Raw genomic sequence first — 24,887 nt, forward strand, 5'->3', positions numbered from 1 at the left:
AACCGCTTGTGCTGCACTTGTCTTGTAATATCATCCATTCGATCGACCACGTGATGACGATTATAAAAGGAGACGTGCGACTTGCTTGACGCCTCGGATTATGTGACTTTAGTATGCTGATGAGTTAAATGGATTTTTTAATCACCTCCAAAGGGTTGATAATTGACATGACGTGGTACAAAAATAGAATTTTTCTCGGCGCTATTGTCCTCATAATCGGTATCAGCATTTATTTTATTTTTACAATAAGTGCAAACAGCCCCGCACATGGTGATACTCCGCCAGAAAAACAGGCGGCACTTACCGTTAATATCGAAGTCCCCCGACAACAGAATTTACCACGCCAAATCAACGCCAATGGTAATATTGCCCCCTGGCAGGAAGCGATTGTCAGTAGTGAGGCTGATGGGTTACGCTTGGCAGAAATTTACGTCAATGTTGGCGACCGCGTTGGTAAAGACCAACTTCTTGCGCGTTTTGACCCCGAAACAGTCGCCGCTGACCTTGCCCAAGCAGAGGCTGCTTTAGCTGAAGCTCTGGCGAATAAAGACGAAGCCAGCACGAATGCACAACGCGCACGCCAACTGAAGAATACCGGTGCACTCAGCGAATTGCAGATCGACCAATACCTCGCCGCCGATAAAACAGCACGTGCTCGCGTCCAACAAGCTAAAGCGCAAGTTCAATACCAGCGGTTGCGCATGGAAAAAACGCGCGTACTGGCCCCTGACGACGGTATTATCTCATCGCGAAGCGCAACTGTTGGTCACGTCGCCAACCGTGGCAACGAATTATTCCGCCTGATCCGTCAAGAGCGCCTGGAATGGCGCGCAGAACTGACCGCCGCAGAATTACCCCTCCTCAAACCGGGTATGAGTGCCGTATTGCGCACCACAGCAGGAACCGAGCTCACAGGCCGCATCCGCGCCCTGGCCCCTTCACTCGACCTGCAAACACGCAACGCCATCGTCTATGTCGATATCACCCCGACACAGCAACAACAGCTCGGGGTAAAAGCGGGTATGTTTGCCCAAGGGACGTTCCACGTCGGTGAAATATCAGCGCTTACCGTTTCACAATCTGCTCTCGTCTCACGGGAAGGGTTTCACTACCTTTTTGCTGTTAATGACGCGGGCAACGTCAGCGAAATTAAAGTCGAGATTGGTCAGTTATATCAAGGGCGGTTTGAGATCCTCACCGGCCTGCAGCCTGATATGCGCATCGTTACCAGCGGTGCCAGTTTCCTCAATCACGGCGAAAGAGTGCGCGTTAACCCCCTCCCCACAGGGGAAACAGCACAATGAATCTCTCTACCTGGTCTATACGTAATCCCATCCCTGCGGCTATGTTGTTTGTGCTACTCACCGTCGCTGGGATCATCAGTTTCCGTAGTATGAAGATCCAACAGTTTCCCGATATCGAGTTACCGATGGTCACCGTCAGCGCCGCCTTGCCGGGCGCTTCGCCGGAACAGTTGGAAAACGACGTGGCGCGCAAACTGGAGGACTCCGTGGCTTCCCTGCAGGGGCTAAAGCACATCTATACCAAGATCTCCGAAGGCGGCGTTATTATGACGCTGGAATTTCAACTGGAGAAACCGGTCCAGGAAGCGGTGGATGATACGCGTTCAGCAGTACAGGGTGTGCGCTCTGATCTCCCCAGCGATGTCCGTGATCCTGTGGTACAACGTGTCAATCTGTCTGGAACGCCTGTGCTGGTTTATGCGGTGCGCTCAGAACATTTGGACGAAGAAGCACTGTCATGGTTTGTGGATAACACCCTGGTGCGCAGCTTGCAGGCGATCCGCGGCGTCGGGGCCGTCAATCGAGTCGGGGGCGTCAATCGTCAGGTCCAGGTGCTGCTCGATCCATTAAAGCTAGAAAGTCTGGGGGTGAGCGCGGCACAAATCTCGCAACAATTGCGTTTAGTGCAACAGGATGCCCCCAGTGGACGCGCCGAGCTTGGCAATAGCGAACAGACTGTTCGCACCCTAGGAGGGCAACACTCCGCCAAAGAGATCGCTGCACTACAGATCCCGCTTATCGATGGGCGTTACGTTCGACTCGATCAACTCGCTACTGTCGCCGACACTGTGGCTGAAGTCCGCTCTGCTGCCTTTGTTGACGGCAAGCCAGTTGTTGGATTTGAGATTGTGCGGAGCCGCGGGGAGAGCGAGGTAGAAGTGGGCGACGCTGTCGAAAAAGCGTTGGAAAAAATTAAGGCAGAATACCCGCATCTGATTATCACCCAAGCATTTGACTTCGTCAGCCCAGTCAAAGCGGAGTACAACTCATCACTCAATCTGCTGTATGAAGGCGCGTTGTTGGCGGTGTTGGTCGTCTGGTTTTTCCTGCGCGAATGGCGAGCTACTTTTATTTCGGCAGTGGCGCTGCCCATGTCAGTAATTCCAGCTTTTTTTGGTATGGCCTTGATGGGGTTTTCTATCAATGTGATCAGTCTGCTGGCACTGTCGTTGGTGATCGGGGTTCTGGTTGATGACGCGATTGTCGAGATCGAAAACATCGTGCGCCACTTGCGCGGTGGTAAAACCCCCTATGAAGCTGCGATAGAAGCCGCCGATGAGATTGGCTTAGCGGTGATTGCAACCACGTTTACACTGATCGCCGTTTTCCTTCCTACGGCGTTTATGAGCGGTATTGCAGGCAAATTTTTCAAAGAGTTTGGTTGGACGGCGTCGATCGCCGTTTTTGCTTCGCTGGTCGTTGCGCGCATTCTTACACCCATGATGGCCGCTTATATGCTCAAGCCCTTAGTGGCAAACGATCGCGATCCGGCCTGGCTCACCCACTATTTACGCATCGTCAACTGGTGTACTCATCATAAAGTCAAAACGCTGCTTTCTGTCGGGCTATTCTTTATTGCATCGCTGATGTTGATCCCCCTGCTACCTTCTGGATTTATGCCGCCGGATGATAACTCGCAAACTCAAGTGTCTGTTGAGCTGCCGCCAGGGTCGACCTTAACCCAGACTGAAGCGATGGCTGAACGGGCTCGTCAGTTGCTCAGTCAGGTACCTGAAATACGCAGCATCTATACCACTATTGGCGCCGGAAGTGCGGGAAGCGATCCCTTCTCCTCCTCCCTGGTGGAGCCGCGTAATGCGACCTTGACCATCCAACTCGTTTCGCGCAATGAGAGGGAGCGTAAACAACCTATTGAAGCTCGCATCCGCGATCTCTTAACGCAATTGCCCGGGGTGCGTACCAAAGTGGGCCTGGGGGCATCTGGAGAGAAATATATTCTGGTGCTAAGTGGTGAAGATCCGCGCAGTTTGATGTCCGCCCAACAGGCAGTGCTACGGGATTTGCGCACTATTCCAGGGTTAGGAAATATCGCTTCCACCGCCAGCCTGGTCCGGCCGGAAGTGGTCATTCGCCCTGACTTTGCCCGCGCAGCGGATCTGGGGGTCAGCAGTGCCGCTATCGGAGAAACACTGCGGGTCGCCACGTTGGGGGACTATGATATGTCGTTGCCAAAACTGAATTTGCCCGAAAGGCAACTGGACATCGTGGTGAAACTGGATGATGCAGCACGGCAAGATATCGAATCATTAAAACGTCTTATTATCCCCGGAACTAAAGGCCCGGTGATGCTCAGCCAAATTGCAGATATCACGATTGCAAGCGGGCCTGCGGTGATCAACCGTTACGATCGCTCACGCAATATCAATCTGGAGATCGAACTTTCCAATGTTCCATTAGGTACTGTGGTCAATGAGGTTAAAAAACTCCCCTCAATACAGAATTTGCCCGCTGGGGTGAAAGTGGTAGAAGTAGGCGATGCTGAAACCATGAGCGAACTCTTTGCCAGCTTTGGGTTGGCGATGCTGATCGGCATCCTCTGTATTTACATCGTGTTAGTGCTGCTGTTCAAACATTTCCTACACCCGGTGACCATCCTTGCCGCACTGCCTTTCTCTTTAGGGGGTGCCTTCGTCGGCCTGTTAGTCGCAGGGCAAAGCTTGTCAATGCCTTCACTGATTGGGTTGATTATGTTGATGGGGATTGCCACAAAAAACTCTATTCTACTGGTGGAGTACGCTATTGTGGCACGGCGCGGCAATGATGGCAGCGACGGGCGGCCAGTCGTGGCTGCCAAACCGCGCCAAGAGGCACTGATGGATGCCTGCCATAAACGGGCGCGCCCTATCATCATGACCACTGTTGCCATGGGGGCCGGTATGTTGCCCATTGCAATAGGGCTAGGCAATGCCGACCCCAGCTTCCGTTCACCGATGGCAATTGCCGTCATTGGCGGCTTGTTGACCTCAACCGTGCTGAGCCTGCTGGTGATCCCGGCGATATTTTTATACGTCGATGACTTTAGCCAGTGGTGTTACCGCAAATTCACTAGAAAGCCGTCTTAGCCAAAGATAAAAGCGGGTCATTAAATGGCCCGCTCAGATCCACGCGTTTCAATCCACTAACAGAACTAAAACCGACTCTAGCTTGTATTGATACCTAAGGGGTATTTATAGCTCCCCCCAATGTGCGCCCATCATTGCCTTGCTCAGGGGGGAGGTCTTCGGTCAATGGTAGTTTTCTTTGATTATTATCCACAAAAATCTGAATAATTACCCACACAAATATCAGACTAAGATACGATAATCAAATATATTACCTACACTATTCCTAATTGAATATTCTAGCTCTTCAGTCATACCCTGCTGCGGAAAATAATCGTAAGGTGGCATTTCAAAAGAGCTATTAAATCCACAGCTATTTAAGTCACTTGGTGGCCTATCCATTCCCCACTCATCATCAGACGGTAACCTATTGAAAGTAGAATCTACATCAGACAGATATGACCCGCCAAACTCCTTGAACATTCCACAGTGTTCAGTCCATCCCTTAACCCTGAAAAAATTAAACTCTGACAAGGTTCTCGAGTTTTTACCAATACCAAAACTGTATTGGTATTTATATATTGGATCATCAATATCGTTATCAAAGATGTTGTTAAAAAGATGAACATTACCAAAACGTACCCGTGGAGTACGCTGTACAATACGAGTAAACAAATTATTATGAAATGTTACTCGTAACTTTCCGGTATCTTCCGCATCATTGCTGTCACTATGGCCGATTAGAATCGTCTTATCGTGTAGTGTGAAAACAGTATTCGATACAGTAACATAGTCTGATGCGCGTTTAATATCTAACGAACCATCATGCTGAACGTATTTCCAACCATCGACGATCTTATAATTGTCCATGGTGAAGCGGCCGTCGCTGAATGTAACGTTGTTGATCCAGACATGATGTGACCTGACAATACTCAATCCATCCCACTCAGCATTCCAACCATCACCGTCTTCAAACCAGGGCGGGATCGCACTTTGTTAATGAAACTTGAACGGGCAGATCGTCTGTGATCTAATCACGTCTCCATGTAGGAGACACGCTCGATGACATTGATTGAACACCTTACCCTTGTTGAAGAAACCCGCTCTGACATCAATCGTAAACATGACCTTGTTGACGTCATGTTTCTTGTCATCAGTGCCATCATGAGTGGTGCCGAAGGCTGGCGGGACATAGAGACCTATGGCAATTCAAAGGCCGATTGGCTCCGTCAGTATCGACCTTTTGCCAACGGTATCCCGCGCCGTCACACTATTGCCCGCATTTTGCGCTGCATTGTCATCGATACCCTGCTTGAAGCGTTGCTCTGCTGGGTCAATGAACAGCGCACCCATCAGGGCAAACCCATAATTGCCTTTGACGGCAAGGTGTTACGCGGCTCCTACCGCGGAAATTCCGCCGAAGCTCTGCAACTGGTTACAGCCTACGATACCGAAAATGGTTTGGTTTTAAGCCAGAAAACAACCCCAAATAAGAAAGGGGAACTCGAAACGGTCAAAGAAATGCTGGAAATTCTTGAGCTCAAAGGCGCCGTTGTGACGCTTGATGCCCTGCATTGTCAGCGTGAGACGCTGGAGAAAATCAGCGAGAAGAAGGCGCATGTGGTGGTTCAGGTAAAGAAGAACCAACCGAAGCTGTATCAAGCCGTTCAATCGCAATTTCAGGCACTCTTTGACGCACAGAAAGAGAAGATAATCGTCGAGCACAAAGAGAGTGGTCATGGCCGCCAAGAAGAGCGTTATGTCTTTCAATTAAAATCAAAACTACCGCCTGAGCTGGCGGAGAAATGGCCGACAATCCGCAGCATCATCGCCGTTGAGCGTCACCGTAGCGCCAACGGAAAAGGAACGGTAGAGACCGCCTACTATGTCAGCTCGTTATCTCCCAAACACAAGCTGCTCGGGCACTATATTCGTCAACACTGGCGGATTGAGAACAGCCAGCATTACATTCTTGATGTGGTGTTCAATGAAGATGCCTCCAGAATAGCGATGGAGGATGCGGTCGAGAATATGGCACTATTCCGGCGCTTTGTTCTAAACATCATAAAGCAGAGTAATTGTGGTGCGCCGAGTCAGAGAAACAAGCTAAAAAAGGCAAGTTGGGATGACAATTATCGGGCCCAGTTATTCTTTGGTTAAATAAAAAGCAAAGTGTGCTCCCGCCCTGGTCTTCAAACTGAGGCTCCACATCCACAGGATTTTCAATAAACAGGTTATGAATAATCACATTATTGGCATCTTGGACAAAAAGTGCACTTTCGATAAATTTTGCCTGATGGTCCATCCCAATGAGTGTCGTATTACTCCCGATAAATATACGTCCTCGTTTTGATTGATCGGCACGATTAACATATGGAACACCACCGCTTGCATCAATCACCCCACTGACCCAAATATATTTAGGCCGATCGCCTGATTCTTTTATTGCTTGCCTAAGTTCTTCTATATTTTTGACATAATAAGAAAGCTCTGGATCTTGTCCTCCACCTGTTGTGCCGCCAGCCTCTGAGGCCCATCCAATAGGATTTTCATACCATGGTTTATGAGGGGGTACGTGATTAATTGATCTCATTGATAAAGCTCCATTTTAATTAAATTATGAATAGATCCAGGAAGAAGGAAAAAACAAAAAAATCAAATTGTTATACTCCCTTTACCGACAGATCCATGATTCCATATCATTCTAACTACCGAATGATAGAGAAGCTTACAACTAATCCAGGAAATCACTGGGATATCCCATTTGATTCTCAAACGCCATAAATATTAGCTGCATTATTTGTCCCAACAAAGGGTGCCAGCCGCTGTCAAATCCTAAGGCCGACTTGTCGCGCAAATATCGCCCACAGGCAACTTGAAGTTAACTATCTATATTCAAGGCACCTAGATGTTAGCTTTTTTATTCGACCCAGTTACAAAGTAGGCTATATTACCGCCTCCCCCGCACTTGCCGCCTTTCCAACACTCAAAGTATTTTTTTCATATATAACATCGGCCCATATTAAAATTGAAACAGCATTTCTAAAAAACAAGATAGCTAAAGCGTAGTACAGGATTATAAAATTGTATAGCCTCTTCTTAATCCCGAAAAAAAACAGATTCCTGCGTACTTTGCGCTGTAAAGAAGTACACCGAGCAGGATAAAAAACAGGTTTAATTTCAAACATCATAGCTAAAAAATGATGCATTCTAAGTTTTACCCCTACATCAAAGCGGCAACCCAGTCCACGGTGCTGATTTATTCACCACTCCGGTAAAGATCAGGACAGCTCGCGGCTCAAGCGCCTTCCAGGCCGCCTTGAATGTAGAGTTCAATGTGCGCCGTGAGGGTGATGGCGGTGCATTGATCCTCAGTTGCACCAAGATGAAAGATGTAGAAGAGCCAGCACGTCGTGCCTATGACCTGAGTTCAGTCGATCTCTATGTGGATGATGACGCAGATAACAGCCCTCTTGGTTCAGAAGAGAGCACCACTTCAACCCCCAGTAAAGTAAGCACCTTAAACAAACGCTCAATACTGGCGCTTCCAGGGTCTGCTTCCAGACGGGCATAGGTTTGCTGTGTGACACCTAACCTTTCAGACAGGTCTTTTTGCGTCAGCCCATTCGCTTTGCGAAAGCCAATCAGCAATGGACGCAACTGATTCAAGGTTTTCAACGGATAAGCTGCAAAACAATAAAACAGCTTATAGGCTGTAAAAATCGGAGGATTACCCTTCCAGTTCGCCAGTAAATTACGAATGGCGTCTTCACACACCGGCGGCGTATACACGGCCCGTAGTGGCATAGAGGTCAATGACCTTCAACTTTTTTTACAAATTACCGGGTTGGTATGCCGAAGCACGTGGTCGTTATCAAACATCACGAGTCCGGCTTACCTTTCTTAACCGGAGAATCGAATAATGAATACCCATACTTCTCTTTTAGAAGACCAGTTTGTCAATATGGCATTTATCACCAGTGTGACTGGTTTAACGGACAAGTGGTTCTATAAGCTAATTAAAGATGATGCTTTCCCAAAACCAATAAAAATGGGTCGTAGCTCTCGCTGGTTAAAAAGCGAAGTTGAAGCCTGGCTTCAGGAGCGTATTAACCAGTCCCGCAAATAAACCTCTCACCTAACTAAACCCGCAGCATGAAAATAATTATCCGGCTACCCCGGAGGTTTTCTGCTGCCTGTCATTTCACCTAGAAGGAATATGCACCATGAAAGACTATAAACCTCGTTACGAAGAACTCCACAAATATTACCAGACCTGGCTGATGGATTTTACAAAGCTGGCCGTTCGACAGGGCATGTGTCATCAGAATATTTATTATACCCACACTCTGGCAGTAGGATGCCTACGATTTCCTGGTAAAGAGCCGGTTATTGCGATTGTTCCGCAATGCTTGCACCTAATAATTTACGGGAAAACATCGGCAGCATCATTATCTCTTGAGGATGATCTGAGCGTCAGTTTATATACGCAGGAGCATTTGCTCGTACATCACCCCATGCTTGAAGGTGTCCTGCTTTCTGAATGTGTCCGCTTAAAACAACGTTCGCTAGCCAATAAACTCACCAGCCTGTTTCAGCAGTTCAGCGGAACCGAAACCCGCCTGAAACTTGTCTGGTTATGCTGGTACGATCTCATGCTGGGAAATTCTCTTGCTGACTGGATTGAAAACCTGAAGATTAAAACTGAAGAAGAAGTTAATCACTGGATTAACGAACGGCAGGACGAGAACTACGCTTTAACCAGCATAGTGGATGAGTACGTCATTTTTGCCAACCGCACTGTCCTCGACCCGCTAATTTAAGCTTCAAGCCTTGTTCTGCTCAGGGAGTTAAAATTAATATCGGTTAATTAATATAATTAATAGGCACTCCCTTTTTACAACCACTTCAGTAACTCCTTGCAAATCATCCTGATAATCGCCCCTCTTCGAGGGGGGCTTCATCTCTCCTGCTGGTATCAACCAGCTATCAAGAGTTAATCATATGAATACTAAACTAACCTGGACTCCAGACTGGTTTCTGTCGTCTGTCCTGAACTGGCATACAGACAGCATGATAAATCGGTATGCCTGTCTGCGGGCTATCCGCATAGATCTGTTCTATCAGAAAGGAACCGCTAAATATTATCAACAATCTCACCGTCAACTGGAAAAGGATATCCACTTGCTGATGGACAAAATGATGGGCCTTCAAGCAGTAGTGGGGTATTTCTGGGTCATCGAGTGGACTGAGGATCATCACTACCATGGTCATGTGGTCTTCTGGCTGGATGGTAATCGAACGCAAATAACCTATCCCTGGGCAGCGAAAGCGGGTGAGTTGTGGCACGTTATTACCGATGGCGATGGCTGGCATCATCGCTGTGAATTTAAAGCGCATTACAGGGCCAATATCAATATCCCGGTGCACTACAACGATCCAGACAGCATCACTAACATCCGGCTGGTACTGGAATATCTGACTAAAATTCAGCAGAAAGAGGGATTGTTACTTCACGGCTGTAACGAGGTGCCTGAACGCCCGCTAACGGGTCGCCCAAGGCTTCCGCCAGCGCTCAGCTAAATGTGACATCACAATGTTAAACGCCTGCAGTGGCGTGACTACGCCACTGATATCCGCTGTCAGCGTAGCTGCTTCAGGAAGCCTGGGGCATATCGGCGTATTCACGATTTAATTACGTAGCACTCCCTTCTTTTGACCTCGACCAGAGATATCCCATGGAACGACTTAATGAAAAACTGACAGATGCGCAGTTGATCCATCGTGAACTACAGTCAGCCATTGACCATTACCCACGACTGGCGGCTTTTCGGTTTAGCTTGCGACAACCCGATGTTGACGCATTGCGACTTCCTGAAGAGACTGTAGTGCAATTTATTCATGCGCTTCAGCAGATGACCCACCGATACATCGAGATACGGCAATCAGAAGGCAAAGCTGCACCACCCACTATGCTCAGGGTATTATGGGGGATGGGTACCTCACGCGATATTCAGGTCATTCTGATGCTCAATCTCAGTACGTTCTGTTGCAGGCAACAGCAGGAGGGCGCGGAAACGGTTCTGGCTCTCATTCGCCAGGCATGGACTGCTACCTGCCGTGATACCTCCTTTACAACGGAGCCCCAGGTTTTCTTTCCATCCGAACCGTGTGTGTTGGCCTGTCGCACAATACCGGCCAAATTGACTGCGCAACACGAAGTGCTGAGAAATATCGCCAGGCAACTTCCTGCGCCTGTTGCCTTCTACCGGAGTAACGTGTAACGCAGACCAACAGCGATCGGAGATACATACATCTATTCAGATGCCATTTTACAGCAATTGCAGTTTGTCCCAATACCACAATGATGGCCAGTATTCCCTTTATCTCAGGCAAACCCAAGCCGTTAACGATGCCCCCCAGCCTGAGCGGTTTTATCACACGGCGTTTGTTAACAACCCCCCATTCGGCGGTCCCACTCTGACTCAGTGCGCTCATGCGTCATGCGAGGTTCCCTGTACCTGCCGCAGGGCCAGCGTTACTCATGGTTCAAACAAGGACACTCACATGCAAAAAATCAACGCCATCAATCCCGTTAGCGTTGCCTCCCACTTGATTTGCAGGCGGTGCTACCGACAATATTGTGGAGCCAAATCGTGTTCTTTCTACCATCGCACGATTTTCAGTATACTGGCGTGTTACCAGTCCAGAGGGCGATGCTAATGAGGATTCTTCTTTCCAGCGTTCAACTCGATGCTCACGACATCAAACGCACGCTTCAGGCTGCCATTAATCATTATCCGAGGCTGATCGCATTACGTGTCACACTACGCTTGCTCGCCGTTTCAACGCAGCCCCTAGACGCGCTGATAACCCGGTTTCAAGCTGTATTACTCCAGTTGCTCAACGTATTTATCGACAGTCGCCAATCGGCAGGTAAACCAGCACCACCTACTCAAATCAGTCTGTTGTGGGGTATTGAGGGCGATAGCGTCATCCCGATACTGTTGTTGAACCAGGATACGTTCTACAGCGTCCGCCATGACCCTTCGTTACAGACGCAAATTGATGCTGTTAACGCCCTCATCAGCAAAGCCTGGTCATCCGTTATTGAGCAGTCCGACGAATTGCCGCAAGTGCTGCTGTCGGAAGCCCTTTGCATCCAGGTTGCCCGTGGTGATGTTGAGCAATACGCCTCCCAATACGCTGCGCTCAGCAACAGCGTGACGTCGTTATCTTCGGTGGTATGTACGATCCAGTAAGTTGCCAATCACCGCACGGTGAATACAAAGAGCAGTGGAAAAAAGCTACGAGGATGTCCTGATTTTGTGATCCACTACAATAAACTACAACAAATCGTGACACTGACTCTCCCTTGGAAAAAACGGTTCACTCGCCTGCTTTTACCATCTGACCACGCATAACAGACATTTGTTCAAAAATAGAGCTTGACTATACATGTACAGTTTGTGTACAAACATATTCGTTAACATGATTTAATATGTTAATAACATTAATAGATATATTTTATCACAATTGATTAATACACTCATTTCCCCCCTCTCTTTGGCAGATTGCTAGACATGCCCGGCATTGTGACGACGATACGGAGAAGACGTTATGAATACGATAACAGAGGCTGAAAGGGCTACACCAAAACAAGATATACGCCACGATAACACACGTGTTATCCGCGCCCCGCGTGGCAACCAACTGACGTGTAAAAACTGGCTGATTGAGGCCGCTTACCGGATGCTCCAGAACAACCTGGATCCCGACGTTGCCGAAGACCCGCAAAATCTGGTGGTCTACGGCGGTATTGGCCGTGCCGCACGCAATTGGGCCTGCTTCGATCAGATACTGACCTCGCTGAAAAACCTCAATGAAGATGAGTCACTGTTGGTGCAATCAGGTAAACCCGTCGGTATTTTTAAAACCGACGTCAACGCGCCTCGTGTCTTACTGGCTAATTCCAATCTGGTTCCACAATGGGCTAATTGGGATCATTTCAACGAGCTTGATCGTCGAGGCCTGTTTATGTACGGCCAAATGACCGCGGGCAGTTGGATCTATATCGGTAGCCAAGGCATTGTACAGGGTACCTTTGAGACTTTCGCTGAAGCGGGTCGTCAGCATTATGGGGGTGATCTGGCTGGGCGTTGGATCCTGACCGCCGGTTTGGGGGGGATGGGGGGCGCACAGCCTCTGGCTGCCACCTTGGCAGGTGCGGTATCACTGAATATTGAGTGCCAACAGAGCAGTATCGATTTCCGTCTGCGTACACGCTATGTCGATAAACAAGCCACAGATATTGATCATGCCCTAGCGCTTATCCGTCAACATACGAAGGCACGGGAGGCGGTCTCAATAGCCCTGCTGGGTAACGCGGCAGAGATCCTGCCAGAACTGGTTAAACGTGCGAAAGCAGGTGGCCTCCGCCCTGATTTGGTAACGGACCAGACTTCTGCACACGACCTGATTAATGGGTATCTCCCGGCGGGTTGGAGTGTAGCGCAGTGGCGTGCGGGACAGCGTGATCCCGCCCAACATGCCAGACTGACGGATGCCGCGGCTCACTCTTGTGCCTTGCATGTCCAAGCGATGCTTGACTTCCAGTCGATGGGCGTACCGGTGGTGGATTACGGTAATAATATCCGCCAGGTTGCTTTCGATAAGGGGGTCACCAACGCGTTTGATTTCCCCGGTTTTGTGCCTGCCTACATTCGCCCGCTTTTTTGCGAAGGCAAGGGACCCTTTCGCTGGGTAGCGTTATCGGGCGATCCTGAAGATATTTACAAAACCGACGCCAAAATCAAAGAACTCTTCCCACATAACCACCACACCCACCGCTGGCTCGATATGGCACACAAGCATATCCGTTTCCAGGGGCTGCCTGCCCGTATCTGCTGGCTGGGCCTGGGAGAACGTCATCTGGCAGGGTTGGCCTTTAATGAAATGGTTCGCAAAGGTGAGTTGAAAGCCCCGATCGTGATTGGACGTGATCACCTGGATACGGGGTCGGTCTCCAGTCCAAATCGTGAAACTGAAGCCATGCGTGATGGTACTGACGCCGTATCTGACTGGCCATTGCTGAATTCCTTGCTCAATACCGCTGGAGGCGCAACCTGGGTCAGCCTTCACCATGGCGGCGGTGTTGGGATGGGCTATTCGCAACATGCCGGTATGGTTATCGTCGCCGATGGAACAGAAGCCGCCGCTGAGCGATTAGCCCGAGTGCTGGTGAATGATTGCGGTTCCGGTGTCATGCGACACGCGGATGCAGGTTATGAATTGGCGATTGCCACAGCGAAGCGGCAAGGGTTGACCCTGCCGATGATCCGATAACCACAAGCACCGCTTCCTCTTATTATTTGTATTCTGCCATCACTCCCCGAAGAGAAGGCTAAGCGCTTGTGCAATACACATGACTGTTTTTCACCGAGTCACCGTGCTCGAAACCTCCCGGGGATCCGGATAACACTGGCATGCAAGGAAATAGACTATGAAGCTTGGCGCATTCATGATGCCTGCTCACCCTCGTCACCGCTCTCCGTATGAGGGACATTACCACAACCTCGATACCCTGCAATTTTTCGACAACATTGGCGTCACTGAAGCGTGGATCGGGGAACACTATATGATGCCTGGAGAACCCTGTCCCTCACCGGATCTTTTGTTGGCCCAGGCGTTTCTTGTCACAGAGAAAATCAGGCTGGCGCCGGGTGCCTTCATGCTGCCGTTTCATCACCCTGCTGAACTGGCTCACCGAATCTGCTGGCTGGATCATATTTCGAAGGGGCGATTAATGGTCGGTATTGGGGCCAGTGGGACCCATCTCGATCTGGAGATGTTTGATATTGATTACCGCGCTGGCGCACATCGTGAAATGACGGCCGAATCTATCGCCATTATGACGCGCTTTTGGGAAAGCGATGGCCCCTTTGAGTTCAAAGGGAAATATTGGACGGTTCGTCGCCCTGCTGACCAATTAGAAAAATCTACCGGATATCATCTCAAACCCTTTCAGTCGCCGTACCCGCCAATAGGAGTGACCGGGCTGTCAGCCGCCTCGGACACACTGCGTATTGCTGGCAGGAATGGTTGGTTACCCATCAGCTTTTGCTTTACACCTGATTATTTACATACCCACTGGCGCGTCGTGGAAGAAGGGGCGCAAGAAACTGGGCGCCGCCCACCTTCCCGTGCAGATTGGCGAGTCAGTCGCCCTTTCTTTGTCGCCGAAACCGATAAACAGGCATGGAAACTCGCTGTTGATGGAGAAATGGGCCGCTATTTCCGTGAAGATTATCTGCCCATGCTGGCTGGAAACAATGCGCTTGGCCTGTTGAAACACCATCCGGATGTACCGGACAGCGATGTCACCGCCGAGTATTGCGCCAAACACTGCTGGATAGTTGGTTCCCCCGAAACCGTGCGGCAAAAAATAGAGGAGATGCAATACCTCTCCGGTGGTTTCGGTGTACTCCATGTGATGGGCTTTGACCACCTTGATGAATTAGAAACGACACGTCACAGCTATGCCGAGCTGGCAAATATCGTCGAGAAACATTTCGCCTGACGCCTGCTGACGGACAGTAACTAGGCGATATTCACCGTGAGTGCCCCCTCATCAGTGAGGATATTAAGGAAGGAACAGCATGACAATGGAATACATCATCACACCGGTACGGGCCGCCATTCTCGTTATCGATATGCAACACGATTTCATTGATGAAGATGCCCCCATTCCCTGTAGTAAGGGGCGGGATATTGTCCCGCATGTGGCAACGCTCCTGAATTTCGCCCGGCAATCCCATATCCCCATTATCTACACCCAGGAAGCACATCGACGGCAACGTGTCGATTTTGGACGTGAACTCGACTATGGCGAGACATTGCACTGTCTGGAAGGCAGTTCAGGGGTTGAAATCATCCCCGAATTGCGGCCCCTGGAGGGTGACTACGTCATTGTCAAACGCCGCTACAGTGCCTTCTTCGCAACTGATCTGGAGTTGTTACTGCGGGGGCTGGGGGTCAATACGCTGATATTGACCGGGGTCGCGACAGATGTGTGTGTCAGGGCGACGGCACAAGATGCCATGCAGCTCGACTATCGGGTATGGGTACCCCAGGAATGCGTAGCAGGAACCAGCCAGACCCGCCACGAGGCCGCATTGGAAAATATCGCCTATGTCTTCGGCAACGTACAACCTTTGTCAGCCGTGATATCGATGCTGTACGGGAAGGCGGAGGGGAAATGAACACAATAGTCGACCCAAGACTACCCAGACAGATCACCTACCCACAACTGATCCGTACACTGGTGGAAGAAAAACAGGACTTGAGCAGAGAACAGGCTCGTGCCGTCATCAATGCCATCCTTGAACAGCGTTTTAATGCGTTGGAAACAGCCACGACGCTGGTCGCACTCGGCCAGAAAGGGGAGACTGCCGAGGAGATCATGGGGGCTGTCGAGGCCATCAGAATGCGCCATCCTCCCATCTCGCTCGGGGAGTTACCGGTGCTTAACCTCGGGGGAACCGGCGGTGATCGTGCCGGGACATTCAATATCTCCACGACAGCCGCCTTTGTCGTCGCGGCGGCTGGCATCCCTGTCGTGAAACACGGTAATAAAGGAAGTACCAGTGGCAGTGGCAGTAGCGATGTGATGACCGCTCTGGGGGTGGATATCACCCGTAGCAGCACGGCAGAACAGATCCGAGCGGATTTGCACGCCTGCAATTTCGCTTTTGTGGCTACTTCTGAGTACTACCGTTTCCCGGCAGGGTTGACGAATGTCCGCCGTAGCATCGGCGTTCCCACCCTCTTTAACCTGGCTGGTCCGCTGGTCCACCCAACCCGCGCACAACGGCAAATCATTGGCGTGGCCCGACCCACCCAGTTGGCCCCCATTGCAGAGGTGCTCTGCCGGTTGGGCGGTGTGGACGCTTTTGTCGTGCACGGCGTGGATGGGCTGGATGAAGTGAGTTGCGTTGGCGAAACGCTGATAAGCGAAGTACGTCAGGGTCAGGTGAGAACCTTCTCCCTCATGCCACAGGACTTTGATGTTCAACCGTGCCACCTGTCGGAACTTCAAGGCGGCACGCCTCAGCGTAATGCTGAAATTTGCACCCATGTCTTACGGGGACTGCCGGGGCCCCATCGCGAAGCCACCGTCGTTACAGCCAGTGTAGCCTTGGTCTTGGCGGGGCGAGCACCGTCGTTCAAGGAAGCCGCACGTATCACCAGGCACATGCTTGACAGTGGTCAGGCACAGAAAATACTAAAAATAATGAAGGAACATCACCATGAAAACACGTGTGAAGGTTTGTGGGATAACCAACCTTGATGATGCTCTGATAGCACTTCAAGCAGGAGCCGACGCCCTAGGGTTCGTTTTTTCTCCCGGCCCCAGACAGGTCGATGCATCAACGGTAAAAGCCATCATCGAACGCTTGCCTCCTTTTACCCAGACGGTGGGAGTCTTTGTGGATGAGCCGCTGGCAGTCGTACAGCGGATAGCACGGGAAACCGGCATTTCCGCCGTGCAGTTACAGGGAGAGGAATCCAATGAGTATTGTCGGCAGGTGGGTATCCCTGTCATTAAAGGATTTCATATCGGAGACGATCTGAATATCACGATGATCAACGCCTATGACGTCTCAGCTTATCTGCTGGACACGCACCTTCCTGGAGTGAAGGGGGGAACCGGAACCGCATTCGACTGGGATCTGCTGACAGGACAATCCTTTGCACGGCCAATTATCGTTGCGGGTGGGCTGCATGCTGAAAACGTTGGGCAACTCATTACTGCATTTTCACCACAGGGGGTGGACGTCAGTTCAGGCGTCGCGGCGTCGATTCGAACCAAAGATGCCGACAAGCTGCAACAGTTTATGCAGAGCGTAGTGAGTGCCAAGAGACTCAACAAGACGACCGCCATGTCAGACACCGATCTGCTTAAAGCGACGTTCGATGACCAACCTCTTGTGGAGATCAAAGGCAGCAAATTCTTGCTCAATGCCTTGACAGAGCAGGTACCGGCAACCTCCGCTGAGTTATTACACGAGGCTGCCCGACGGGTATGTGATGCCATGCCCTTTCTACCGGGCACGAAGTTGGTGGGTGAAGAGGATAAAGGGGGAGTGCTGTTGGCGGCAGTTTCCCTGTTATCTGGCCTGCCTTTTGGTATTGCCCGCTGGTACCCCTCCGGTCTGACGGGCCAGGTGCAGGTGGCCTTCGATTGCGAATATACCCATGGTTCGCTTTACCTCAACGGTGTGGAAAAAGGGGATCGCGTCTATATCGTCGATGACCTGATCAGTTCTGGAGGGACGCTGCTTGGGTTGATTGAAGCCATACACCGTGCAGGGGCAGAGGTGCTGGGGATTATCTGTGTTGCCGAAAAGGTGAACTATGGGGGTATCGCTCGCGTCCGCGAGGCCACGGGGCTTGATGTCATCTCGCTGGTCCGCATTGATATTTCCGGGAAAACCTCATCGGTGGTTTCGCTCAACTACGCACAACAATAAGGACTGTGAGAATGGGTGGCATATTTAGAGGATGGTACATCGTGGGCGCTGCCCATATTCTGTTGGCATTGATCTTTGGCGCAGCGTACTCCTTCGGTGCGTTATTCTCCAGCATTCAAACCTATTTCAATGCAGACCGGTTCTCCACCGCATCGATCTTTTCGTTTACGGCCCTGCTCTATTATGTGATAGGGGTATTTTCTGGCTCGCTAAGCGACAAGAGCTCTGTGCGTATCGTGGTGCTCTGCGGCATCATTTCGCTGGCGTTAGGGTTCGGGATCAGCAGCCTGCTTTCCTCTTCACTCACCCTCTTTCTCCTGTCGTTCTGTGTACTGGTCGGACTGGGTGTAGGATTGGTTTATGTCCCGACAGTGACCACTATTCAACGCTGGTTTGTGGTATACCGGGGGTCAGCGTCCGGTATTGCGCTGGCAGGCACAGGCCTGGGTACATTGATCGGGCCGATCGTGGCGGGAGAGCTGCTGAAATATCTGTCATGGCAAACGACCATGCAGGTGTTCGCTGTTGCTATCGCGGCGATCGGTTGTCTCTCTGCCTTGGTGCTGAAGGGGCGTCCCGAAGATGTCGGCCTGCATCCTGATGGCATGGAGCCAGAACAACTGGCTGCGGGAGCCGTACCGCAAGCAGCACGAGGCATGACGTTGCGCGACTCGGTACGTTTGGGACGGTTCTGGTGGTATTTCGTGGCAATATTTCTGGGCTCGATCGGACTCTTTCTGGCACTGATCCATATCAATCCCTACGCGCAACAACAAGGACTCTCCGTCACCGAGGCGAACTTACTGATAGGCCTGATCGGCGTCGGCAATATTGGCGGACGTCTGGTACTTGGGCGTATTGGTGACAGGATGGGTCCATTGAAATTCCTCATCGTGCTGACGCTGACGCTGGCGGTGTTATGTGGCGCATGGATCGCTGCACAGGGTTTTGTTGCCCTGGCAACGTTCGCCGTCCTCTTCGGTGCAGCCAATGGCGGCTGTATCTCCCTGTACCCCGCCGTAGCCGCTTCCTGGTTTGGTACCAGGAATCTTGGAGCGATCCTGGGAGCACTCTACATTGCGGTCGGTATCGCGGCGGTGGCCGGGGGAAGCGTGGCGGGGTTTCTGTTCGATGTCTATCAAAACTATACCCTCTCCATTGTTCTGACGGGCGTGTGTGCCCTGCTTTCTGCACTGGCGGTGTTAATGGCACATCGTTCTCATGACGAGCGGACTGAAGCGTCAGTGTTTTCGCATCATATACCTAGAGGATGAGTATGTTTGAGATCAATGATCTTAGATCTGCAATGGAGTTACTCAGCCATACTGGCTTCCCACCTGAGCAGGTTCAATACCCTGTTAATCCGGCCATCGAGCTGATTGAAGACTACCTGAATGCCTATCGCAGGCCACAAGGGGCTTTTATCGCGGACGAGCAGCCCGTCCGCTGCTATGAAATGCCTACCGCAGGACAGTTTCCGGTATTGATGGGGGTGTTCGGCAGCCGTAAACGCTGTCGATTGTTTCTGGATCCCAGCCATCAACATCCGGCAACCGTGACTGATGCCGAGTTACTCTTCCGAGCCATAAATCATCCTATCCCGCCGCAAAAGCAGGTAGCCGCCTTGAGTGATCGGGTTATCGTTGAATCGCCGGACCTGCGGCGTATTCTGCCAACCTTGACCTATACGGCTGGCGACCCCGGCCCGACAATCACCTTGGGCATGGTGTATGCCCGTGACGACGCGCGCGGAATAGCCAATTGTTCGGTGCACCGCATGACACTGAAAGAAAATAGGGTCACGATCAGTATCTCCAGGAAAAGCCACCTCCAGCGTCTGCTCGACTTGCATGTCGCTGAGGGTAAACGTTTACCCGTTTCCATCAATATCGGTTTGGATCCGGCAATTTACATTGCCTCGGCGCTGGGTAAACCGAATGTGGACTTTGGCTTCGACGAATTGAGTGTGGTCGGCGCTCTGCGCAATCAGCCAGTGAATATTGCGCCCTGCTTCAGCCATCAGGGCTGGTTTGTTGATCATGCTGAGATCACCCTTGAGGGCTCGCTGGGTGCCGATAGGGAATTCGAGTCACCTGACAAGGAGCAGGGTTACTCAATGCCGGAATACCTAGGTTACTTCTCCTCCTGTGGCTTGGTATCTTCGTTGCAGATTAACCTCCTGACCTACCGACCCAACGCGGTGTATCAATCCGTGTCTGGCCCGGGATATGAACAGTCCGCTTTATTGGGAATGGCTCAGGAACAGGCCCTGTACAGCCTGTTGCACAGCCTGGACGTCAAGAGGTCAGTACGTGAGATCGTATCGCTGCCGTCGGGAGGTGGCCATCTCATGACGGTACTGCAGATACTTAAACGGGAACTGGCGGATGATCAAGGTATTTTGGCGTTGGGGATGGCATTGCTGCAACGCCTTTCATCATTAAAGAACATCATTCTGGTTGATGAAGACGTCAATCCTCATTCAGCAGACGATATTCTGTGGGCTATCGCGACGCGCTCTCGACTGGATAGCGATATTTACGCGACTGAATTGCTTTCAGGTACTGCACTTGATCCAACGCAATCTGCATTTTATGCCGGAGAGGGTGTGAATGGATGCACCAGAAAGTGTGTGATTGATTGTACTGCACCTTTTGAGCATCGGCAGCGCTTTAGACGTGCGTTCGCATGGGATGCAAAGGACGTGGGGGATAGGGATGGCTAAAAGTGTCAGCATGATCAGCACACCGTTTCAGTATCGGCATTGATGAACTGTGCGTATCTCGACCCACAGGTGAAGGCCGAGGCGAGGTACGCAGAGTTGCGCAAAACGGTGGGCCAGCTACGGCACCTATTGCGTTACGATCATGGTACTGCGTCTGGTGCCAGAACCATTATCAGGGTGAAAAATACTGCATCGCTTGTAACACCGGGATATACAGCATTGAAGAAGAAAGCTGGCGTGAGAATTACACTTGAACCCTCCGTTGAGATTCTGGCATTTCCCGGATTTATCGACCTGAAGCCAAAGATCACCACCACTACTCCCCTTCTAACTTTCCTCGAACATGATTATCACCACTGTCACTGTCTGACAGAAGTGGCTAGGTTCTTCAGAAACGGCAGAGATATTGAACTACCCTGGCTCAGAAGCGCTTGCGGCTGGGCTTGATACGGCTTCCAAATACGCCGATTTGGCTTCCTGTAACTTTCTACTGGAAACCAGAAATGTGTCAGGCGCTGTGCGCTACCTCAATACCCACTGCAAATTGACTTCCGCTTATCGTAAGCCGTTGATAAAGTAACCGATAGGTAGGTAGAGGGAAGGCTGCATGGTCGAACGTATTGATTACCAGATTGAAAAATACAGCTTTGCGGACGTTAATGAAACACCGCGAATTGCGCAGCAGTGGGCTGAGGTCAGCGAAGAATGCCGTCAGCTCCAGGCAGGAAGTGCCGAGCGTCTGCGTATCGCCTTGCTGAATGTGGATTACGTCACCAGCTTTGAGCTGCCCTTTCGTCTGCTGTTGGTGCGTGCCCCACAACTGATTGCCGATCTGCGTGATGAATTGCCACTCAGTCAGAAAAACGTTGTTTTTAACGGCAAACGTTTTGGCTGTGTCTACAGCGTGAAATCTGATGTAAATCAGGTGCCGGAGGAGTTTCACTACCGCTTGTCAACCCGCATTCGCCGGGAAGGATCGTCAGGCGAGACCGCTGCGCCTTACCGGGAGATTGCCAGGGAAATTAGAATGCCGCGTGAGCGGCTTAAGCGGGCGTTGGAGAGCGGACTGGCGGTGACGGCGCTGGATGGTCTGTTCTGGTTCGGTATGCAGCGGATCGCAGCCGACGTGGCGGTGCTCAGAAAAAAGGGGATGCGTATTGCAACCGCTGAGGTACCCATCTGGGACAGCCTCACCGCAACCCTCCGCCCTGTACCGGTCTACCGCTGCGGATGAAAACAGGTATTGATTGACCGTTGAACACGCTGTTGCCGATCCGCCGCAGGTTCTTGACAGTTTGGACGGTACAACAGGGCTGACAGAAGCTACCCCATCCCCGATGTTTAACCCTAAAAAACATCACGAAGCCGGTACGGGGTAGCCTGTATGATATCGTGGTGACGACCTGGATTTTCAACGGTCCCGTATTGTTACGCTGAATAAAACCGACGCGTGCTGACTCTCATCGTGTCGATAACGATGCCAGGAATAACGAAACCGTCTGGGTGACAAGATAAACACTTCCATGAGGTTGCTACGGGCTCACTGCTTCATTACCCTTGGCATCAATTTTACTTAACATTGATAACCCGATGACAATACCTCCCGAGCAAACCGTAAAAGACCTGGCCCACCTCGCGTTTTGCGCCCTGGTAGCCTTATATACTGCCGTTCAGCAAGGTACCGTCACGTCTCCGATGGCAGAACACCTGTTCCTGGTACGTTGGCTGGCCACAGCGCAAAAACAGAAACGGTTTCCCCGCAGTGTGGCGTTAGATATTCAGCAGTTGCTGGACAAGGGACGTAAACAGGGGATTGAGGCCAAACTCAAAACCCGATTCGAGTACGTCTGGCGCACCTGCACCGGCGAGCTAAAGAACCAAAACGACCTGTTCAGGCTAACGTATGCTATCGAGAGCCTCAAAGCTCAAGGTTGGCGCAATGAGTTGGTGACCCAGGCCGAGTGGAATAGCGGTATCTTCGAGGGGGTAGAGCCCGCGCTGTATGCTGTCAAATCGGCGCTCAATGCGGCGTTTACAACAGAAGGTCGATTAATCACATCGCTGGCGTTCAGGGTGGTGGGGGAGGTTCAGCCTTTCGTTAAGACCTTGGCCGCTTGCCATATAACGGCCCGTTGTTCAGCGAGTGTGGTGACACTTACCCCTAGATCACATCACTAGGCATCCATTCTGGTGAGAAGGTAAAGAAAGGCTTCACGTTTACCCAAATTCGCAAATCAAATAAAGTGACGGGAATGGTATCTTTGAGTTCCGCTGAACAATATTTCTCGTAGGGAATTGTCAATACTCCTTCCTATCAGGTATTATCGCGCGCTTTTCATCCAAAAATCTGAATACCCCTTTTTCGTGCCCCCCAAGACAAGGGTGGTTTGATCATCGGTGCTGATTTTGTGATGCGATTATACCCCCGATGTAGCTTACGAAGGGGAGAGCCATTGTTTTAGATTGACTTGAATTTGTTAAAGGTTACAGGGATGAACTGCAATGTTATTGCGCCTTTGGCGCGTCTGCTCAGTACCAGTCTGGCTTGTTTGGTATTACACCCCGTGGCGCTGGTGTCAGCCAGTATGCTCTCACCTGCCGTACCGCAAAATGCAGCAACTATTGATGCTCAAAAGCAAAACCGGCAGCAGGAAAGGGAACGGGTTTTACAACAGCAAAATACCCCAGAAACCGATGTGCGGCTAACCCGGCCAACGACTTCATTGCCTGATTACCCGGCCAATGAGTCCCCGTGTTTTACGGTTAATACCTTTACGCTGGCCGGGGATGAAGCCAGCCGTTTTCAATGGGCGTTAGAGGCTGCTAATGGCGCGAAAGGCCGCTGTTTAGGATCGCAAGGGATCCTGCTGGTGATCAACAAAGTCCAGAATGCCATTTTGGAACAAGGGTATGTCACCACGCGCGTGATGGCGCAAGAGCAAGATCTCACCAAAGGCGTCTTTACGCTGATGCTTCAGCCCGGCCGTATTGCCAACATCCGCTTTGCTGAGCCGGTCTCTTACCGTGCTAGAGCGTGGAATGCGGTACCCACGCGCTCAGGGAATATCCTTAACCTGCGTGATATCGAACAGGCCCTGGAGAATTTCAAGCGCGTCCCGAATGTTGAGGCAGATATCAAGATTGTGCCAGGGGCGCAAGAAGCGACCAGCGATCTGGTGATTACCTGGAAAGAGAGCCGCCCGTTCCATCTTAGCCTGGGGCTGGATGACAGCGGCTCTGAAAGCACCGGTAAATACCAGGGTTCAACCACGCTGTCGATCGATGCGCCTTTTGCCCAGAACGATCTTTTCTATGTCAACCTCGGCAGAAGTCTGTTCCGCGATGGGCCTTATGACAGCCGCTCCAATACGGTGAACTACACCTTTCCTATCGGCTACTGGAGTTTCTCCGCTAACTACAACGACTACGACTATTACCAGAATATCGCCAATGCCAACGAGATCCTCACTTACAGCGGCAAAAGCGAAAACGCGCAATTCACGGTATCCCGTTTACTGTTCCGCGATCAGCTGCATAAAACCACGCTTAACCTGCGTGGCTACCGCCGTCACTCAACCAATGCCGTCGATGATATTGAGCTGACGCAACAGGAACGGCGTGCAACAGGCTGGGAACTGGGGCTCAACCAGCGCAGCTATCTCGGTGATGCCACTCTGGATGCCAACCTCAATTGGCGGCGCGGTATCGGTGCTTTTGGTGCCCTGCGTGTGCCGGAAGAAGATAATAACGCAGGCACATCGCGCCCGAGTCTGGTCACCGGGGATATCAGCCTGAACCAGCCTTTCCAATGGGCCAGTCAATCTTGGCGTTATAACACCAGCCTGCGTTGGCAATGGAGCAACCAACCGCTAATCCCACAGGACCGACTGTCGATTGGTGGGCGCTACACCGTGCGCGGGTTTGATGGCGAGCAGAACTTATCTGCTGAAAAAGGCCTGATCTGGCGTAACGAATTGGCCTGGAAGGTATTGGCGAGCAACCATGAGCTGTATTGGGGTGTGGACTATGGCCGGGTGGATGGCCCCGCGGCCCGCAATTTGGCTGGGCAACAGTTAGTTGGCAGCGCCATCGGCCTACGCGGCACATTGTGGCAACGCTTCAGCTATGACCTGTTTGCTGGCGTCCCGGTCAACAAGCCGGAAAGCTTCCACACCTCCGGTGTGACCACCGGTTTCAGCATCAACCTGCAACTCTAGCGACCGCGACGCAGAAACCCTTGCAGATGCCTTGTTATTGATTTTAT

Annotated in this window: 22 protein-coding genes and 1 pseudogene; 20 read left to right on the top strand and 3 right to left on the bottom strand. The window is 51.1% G+C overall.

Annotated features, from left to right (window positions below; genetic code table 11):
* Positions 1-167: 167 nt before the first annotated feature.
* Both IO95_RS19055 and IO95_RS19060 read left to right on the top strand, forming a co-directional pair.
* Positions 168-1,304, top strand: a complete 1,137-nt coding sequence (locus IO95_RS19055; RefSeq protein WP_037386656.1) for an efflux RND transporter periplasmic adaptor subunit — start codon at positions 168-170, stop codon at positions 1,302-1,304.
* Positions 1,301-4,387 carry an efflux RND transporter permease subunit gene (locus IO95_RS19060; protein WP_023490592.1) on the top strand — a complete coding sequence of 1,029 codons (3,087 nt, stop codon included), beginning with the start codon at positions 1,301-1,303 and terminating at the stop codon, positions 4,385-4,387. The genes IO95_RS19055 and IO95_RS19060 overlap by 4 nt, the downstream gene beginning before the upstream one ends.
* 222 nt (positions 4,388-4,609) lie before the next feature.
* On the opposite strand, the gene IO95_RS19065 is transcribed toward IO95_RS19060, so the two are convergent.
* Positions 4,610-5,353 carry a hypothetical protein gene (locus IO95_RS19065; protein ID WP_369794382.1) on the bottom strand — a complete coding sequence of 248 codons (744 nt, stop codon included), beginning with the start codon at positions 5,351-5,353 and terminating at the stop codon, positions 4,610-4,612.
* Positions 5,354-5,428: 75 nt separating this feature from the next.
* On the opposite strand from IO95_RS19065, the gene IO95_RS19070 reads away from it, so the two are divergent.
* The gene (locus IO95_RS19070; protein ID WP_037386610.1) at positions 5,429-6,526 is read left to right on the top strand and encodes an ISAs1 family transposase; all 1,098 of its coding nucleotides are present in this window, start codon (positions 5,429-5,431) and stop codon (positions 6,524-6,526) included.
* Here the strand turns inward: IO95_RS19070 and IO95_RS24355 are convergent.
* The gene (locus IO95_RS24355; RefSeq protein ID WP_072011700.1) at positions 6,429-6,959 is read right to left on the bottom strand and encodes a hypothetical protein; all 531 of its coding nucleotides are present in this window, start codon (positions 6,957-6,959) and stop codon (positions 6,429-6,431) included. The genes IO95_RS19070 and IO95_RS24355 overlap by 98 nt on opposite strands.
* 631 nt (positions 6,960-7,590) lie before the next feature.
* On the opposite strand from IO95_RS24355, the pseudogene IO95_RS24360 reads away from it, so the two are divergent.
* Positions 7,591-7,829: pseudogene (locus tag IO95_RS24360) on the top strand (transcriptional regulator); the annotation flags it as partial.
* Here the strand turns inward: IO95_RS24360 and IO95_RS19080 are convergent.
* Complete coding sequence (locus tag IO95_RS19080; protein ID WP_051791293.1) at positions 7,808-8,071, bottom strand: helix-turn-helix transcriptional regulator; 264 nt, start codon at positions 8,069-8,071, stop codon at positions 7,808-7,810. The pseudogene IO95_RS24360 and the gene IO95_RS19080 overlap by 22 nt on opposite strands.
* Before the next feature lie 217 nt (positions 8,072-8,288).
* On the opposite strand from IO95_RS19080, the gene IO95_RS19085 reads away from it, so the two are divergent.
* The 16 genes from IO95_RS19085 (at position 8,289) to IO95_RS19160 (ending at position 24,840) form a co-directional block, all read left to right on the top strand.
* On the top strand, positions 8,289-8,495 hold the full coding sequence (locus tag IO95_RS19085; RefSeq protein WP_023492866.1) for an AlpA family transcriptional regulator: 207 nt from the start codon (positions 8,289-8,291) through the stop codon (positions 8,493-8,495).
* A 97-nt stretch (positions 8,496-8,592) separates the two neighbouring features.
* Positions 8,593-9,189: a hypothetical protein gene (locus tag IO95_RS19090; protein ID WP_037386616.1), complete on the top strand. Its 597-nt coding sequence runs from the start codon at positions 8,593-8,595 to the stop codon at positions 9,187-9,189.
* A 181-nt stretch (positions 9,190-9,370) separates the two neighbouring features.
* Positions 9,371-9,949: an inovirus-type Gp2 protein gene (locus IO95_RS19095; RefSeq protein ID WP_037386618.1), complete on the top strand. Its 579-nt coding sequence runs from the start codon at positions 9,371-9,373 to the stop codon at positions 9,947-9,949.
* A gap of 155 nt (positions 9,950-10,104) precedes the next feature.
* Positions 10,105-10,650 carry an inovirus-type Gp2 protein gene (locus tag IO95_RS23650; RefSeq protein WP_023491901.1) on the top strand — a complete coding sequence of 182 codons (546 nt, stop codon included), beginning with the start codon at positions 10,105-10,107 and terminating at the stop codon, positions 10,648-10,650.
* Between the two features lie 438 nt (positions 10,651-11,088).
* Entirely contained in the window at positions 11,089-11,628 is a 540-nt protein-coding gene (locus IO95_RS19105; RefSeq protein WP_023491900.1) for an inovirus-type Gp2 protein, read from the top strand.
* Between the two features lie 358 nt (positions 11,629-11,986).
* Positions 11,987-13,711 carry a urocanate hydratase gene (gene hutU, locus IO95_RS19110; protein WP_023489263.1) on the top strand — a complete coding sequence of 575 codons (1,725 nt, stop codon included), beginning with the start codon at positions 11,987-11,989 and terminating at the stop codon, positions 13,709-13,711.
* 157 nt (positions 13,712-13,868) lie between these two features.
* The gene (locus tag IO95_RS19115) at positions 13,869-14,945 is read left to right on the top strand and encodes an LLM class flavin-dependent oxidoreductase (protein ID WP_037386620.1); all 1,077 of its coding nucleotides are present in this window, start codon (positions 13,869-13,871) and stop codon (positions 14,943-14,945) included.
* A 79-nt stretch (positions 14,946-15,024) separates the two neighbouring features.
* Complete coding sequence (locus tag IO95_RS19120) at positions 15,025-15,627, top strand: cysteine hydrolase family protein (RefSeq protein ID WP_023489262.1); 603 nt, start codon at positions 15,025-15,027, stop codon at positions 15,625-15,627.
* A complete protein-coding gene (trpD, locus tag IO95_RS19125; RefSeq protein ID WP_023489261.1) occupies positions 15,624-16,715 on the top strand; it encodes an anthranilate phosphoribosyltransferase in 1,092 nt (363 codons plus the stop codon). Before IO95_RS19120 ends, trpD begins: the two co-directional genes overlap by 4 nt.
* Positions 16,675-17,898, top strand: coding sequence for a phosphoribosylanthranilate isomerase (locus IO95_RS25680; RefSeq protein WP_023489260.1), 1,224 nt, complete (start codon positions 16,675-16,677; stop codon positions 17,896-17,898). Before trpD ends, IO95_RS25680 begins: the two co-directional genes overlap by 41 nt.
* Positions 17,899-17,909: 11 nt before the next feature.
* The gene (locus IO95_RS19135) at positions 17,910-19,172 is read left to right on the top strand and encodes an MFS transporter (protein WP_023489259.1); all 1,263 of its coding nucleotides are present in this window, start codon (positions 17,910-17,912) and stop codon (positions 19,170-19,172) included.
* A gap of 2 nt (positions 19,173-19,174) precedes the next feature.
* Entirely contained in the window at positions 19,175-20,623 is a 1,449-nt protein-coding gene (locus IO95_RS19140; protein WP_023489258.1) for a UbiD family decarboxylase, read from the top strand.
* Positions 20,624-20,670: 47 nt separating this feature from the next.
* Positions 20,671-20,877 (top strand): putative zinc ribbon protein, encoded by a 207-nt coding sequence (locus tag IO95_RS26530; protein ID WP_369794383.1) that lies wholly within the window; start codon positions 20,671-20,673, stop codon positions 20,875-20,877.
* Between the two features lie 353 nt (positions 20,878-21,230).
* Positions 21,231-21,857 (top strand): hypothetical protein, encoded by a 627-nt coding sequence (locus IO95_RS19150; RefSeq protein WP_023489257.1) that lies wholly within the window; start codon positions 21,231-21,233, stop codon positions 21,855-21,857.
* Between the two features lie 356 nt (positions 21,858-22,213).
* The gene (locus IO95_RS19155; protein WP_023489256.1) at positions 22,214-22,801 is read left to right on the top strand and encodes a DUF2913 family protein; all 588 of its coding nucleotides are present in this window, start codon (positions 22,214-22,216) and stop codon (positions 22,799-22,801) included.
* Positions 22,802-23,115: 314 nt separating this feature from the next.
* A complete protein-coding gene (locus tag IO95_RS19160; RefSeq protein WP_023489255.1) occupies positions 23,116-24,840 on the top strand; it encodes a ShlB/FhaC/HecB family hemolysin secretion/activation protein in 1,725 nt (574 codons plus the stop codon).
* Positions 24,841-24,887 lie beyond the last annotated feature (47 nt).

The sequence above is a fragment of the Serratia sp. DD3 genome (assembly GCF_000496755.2).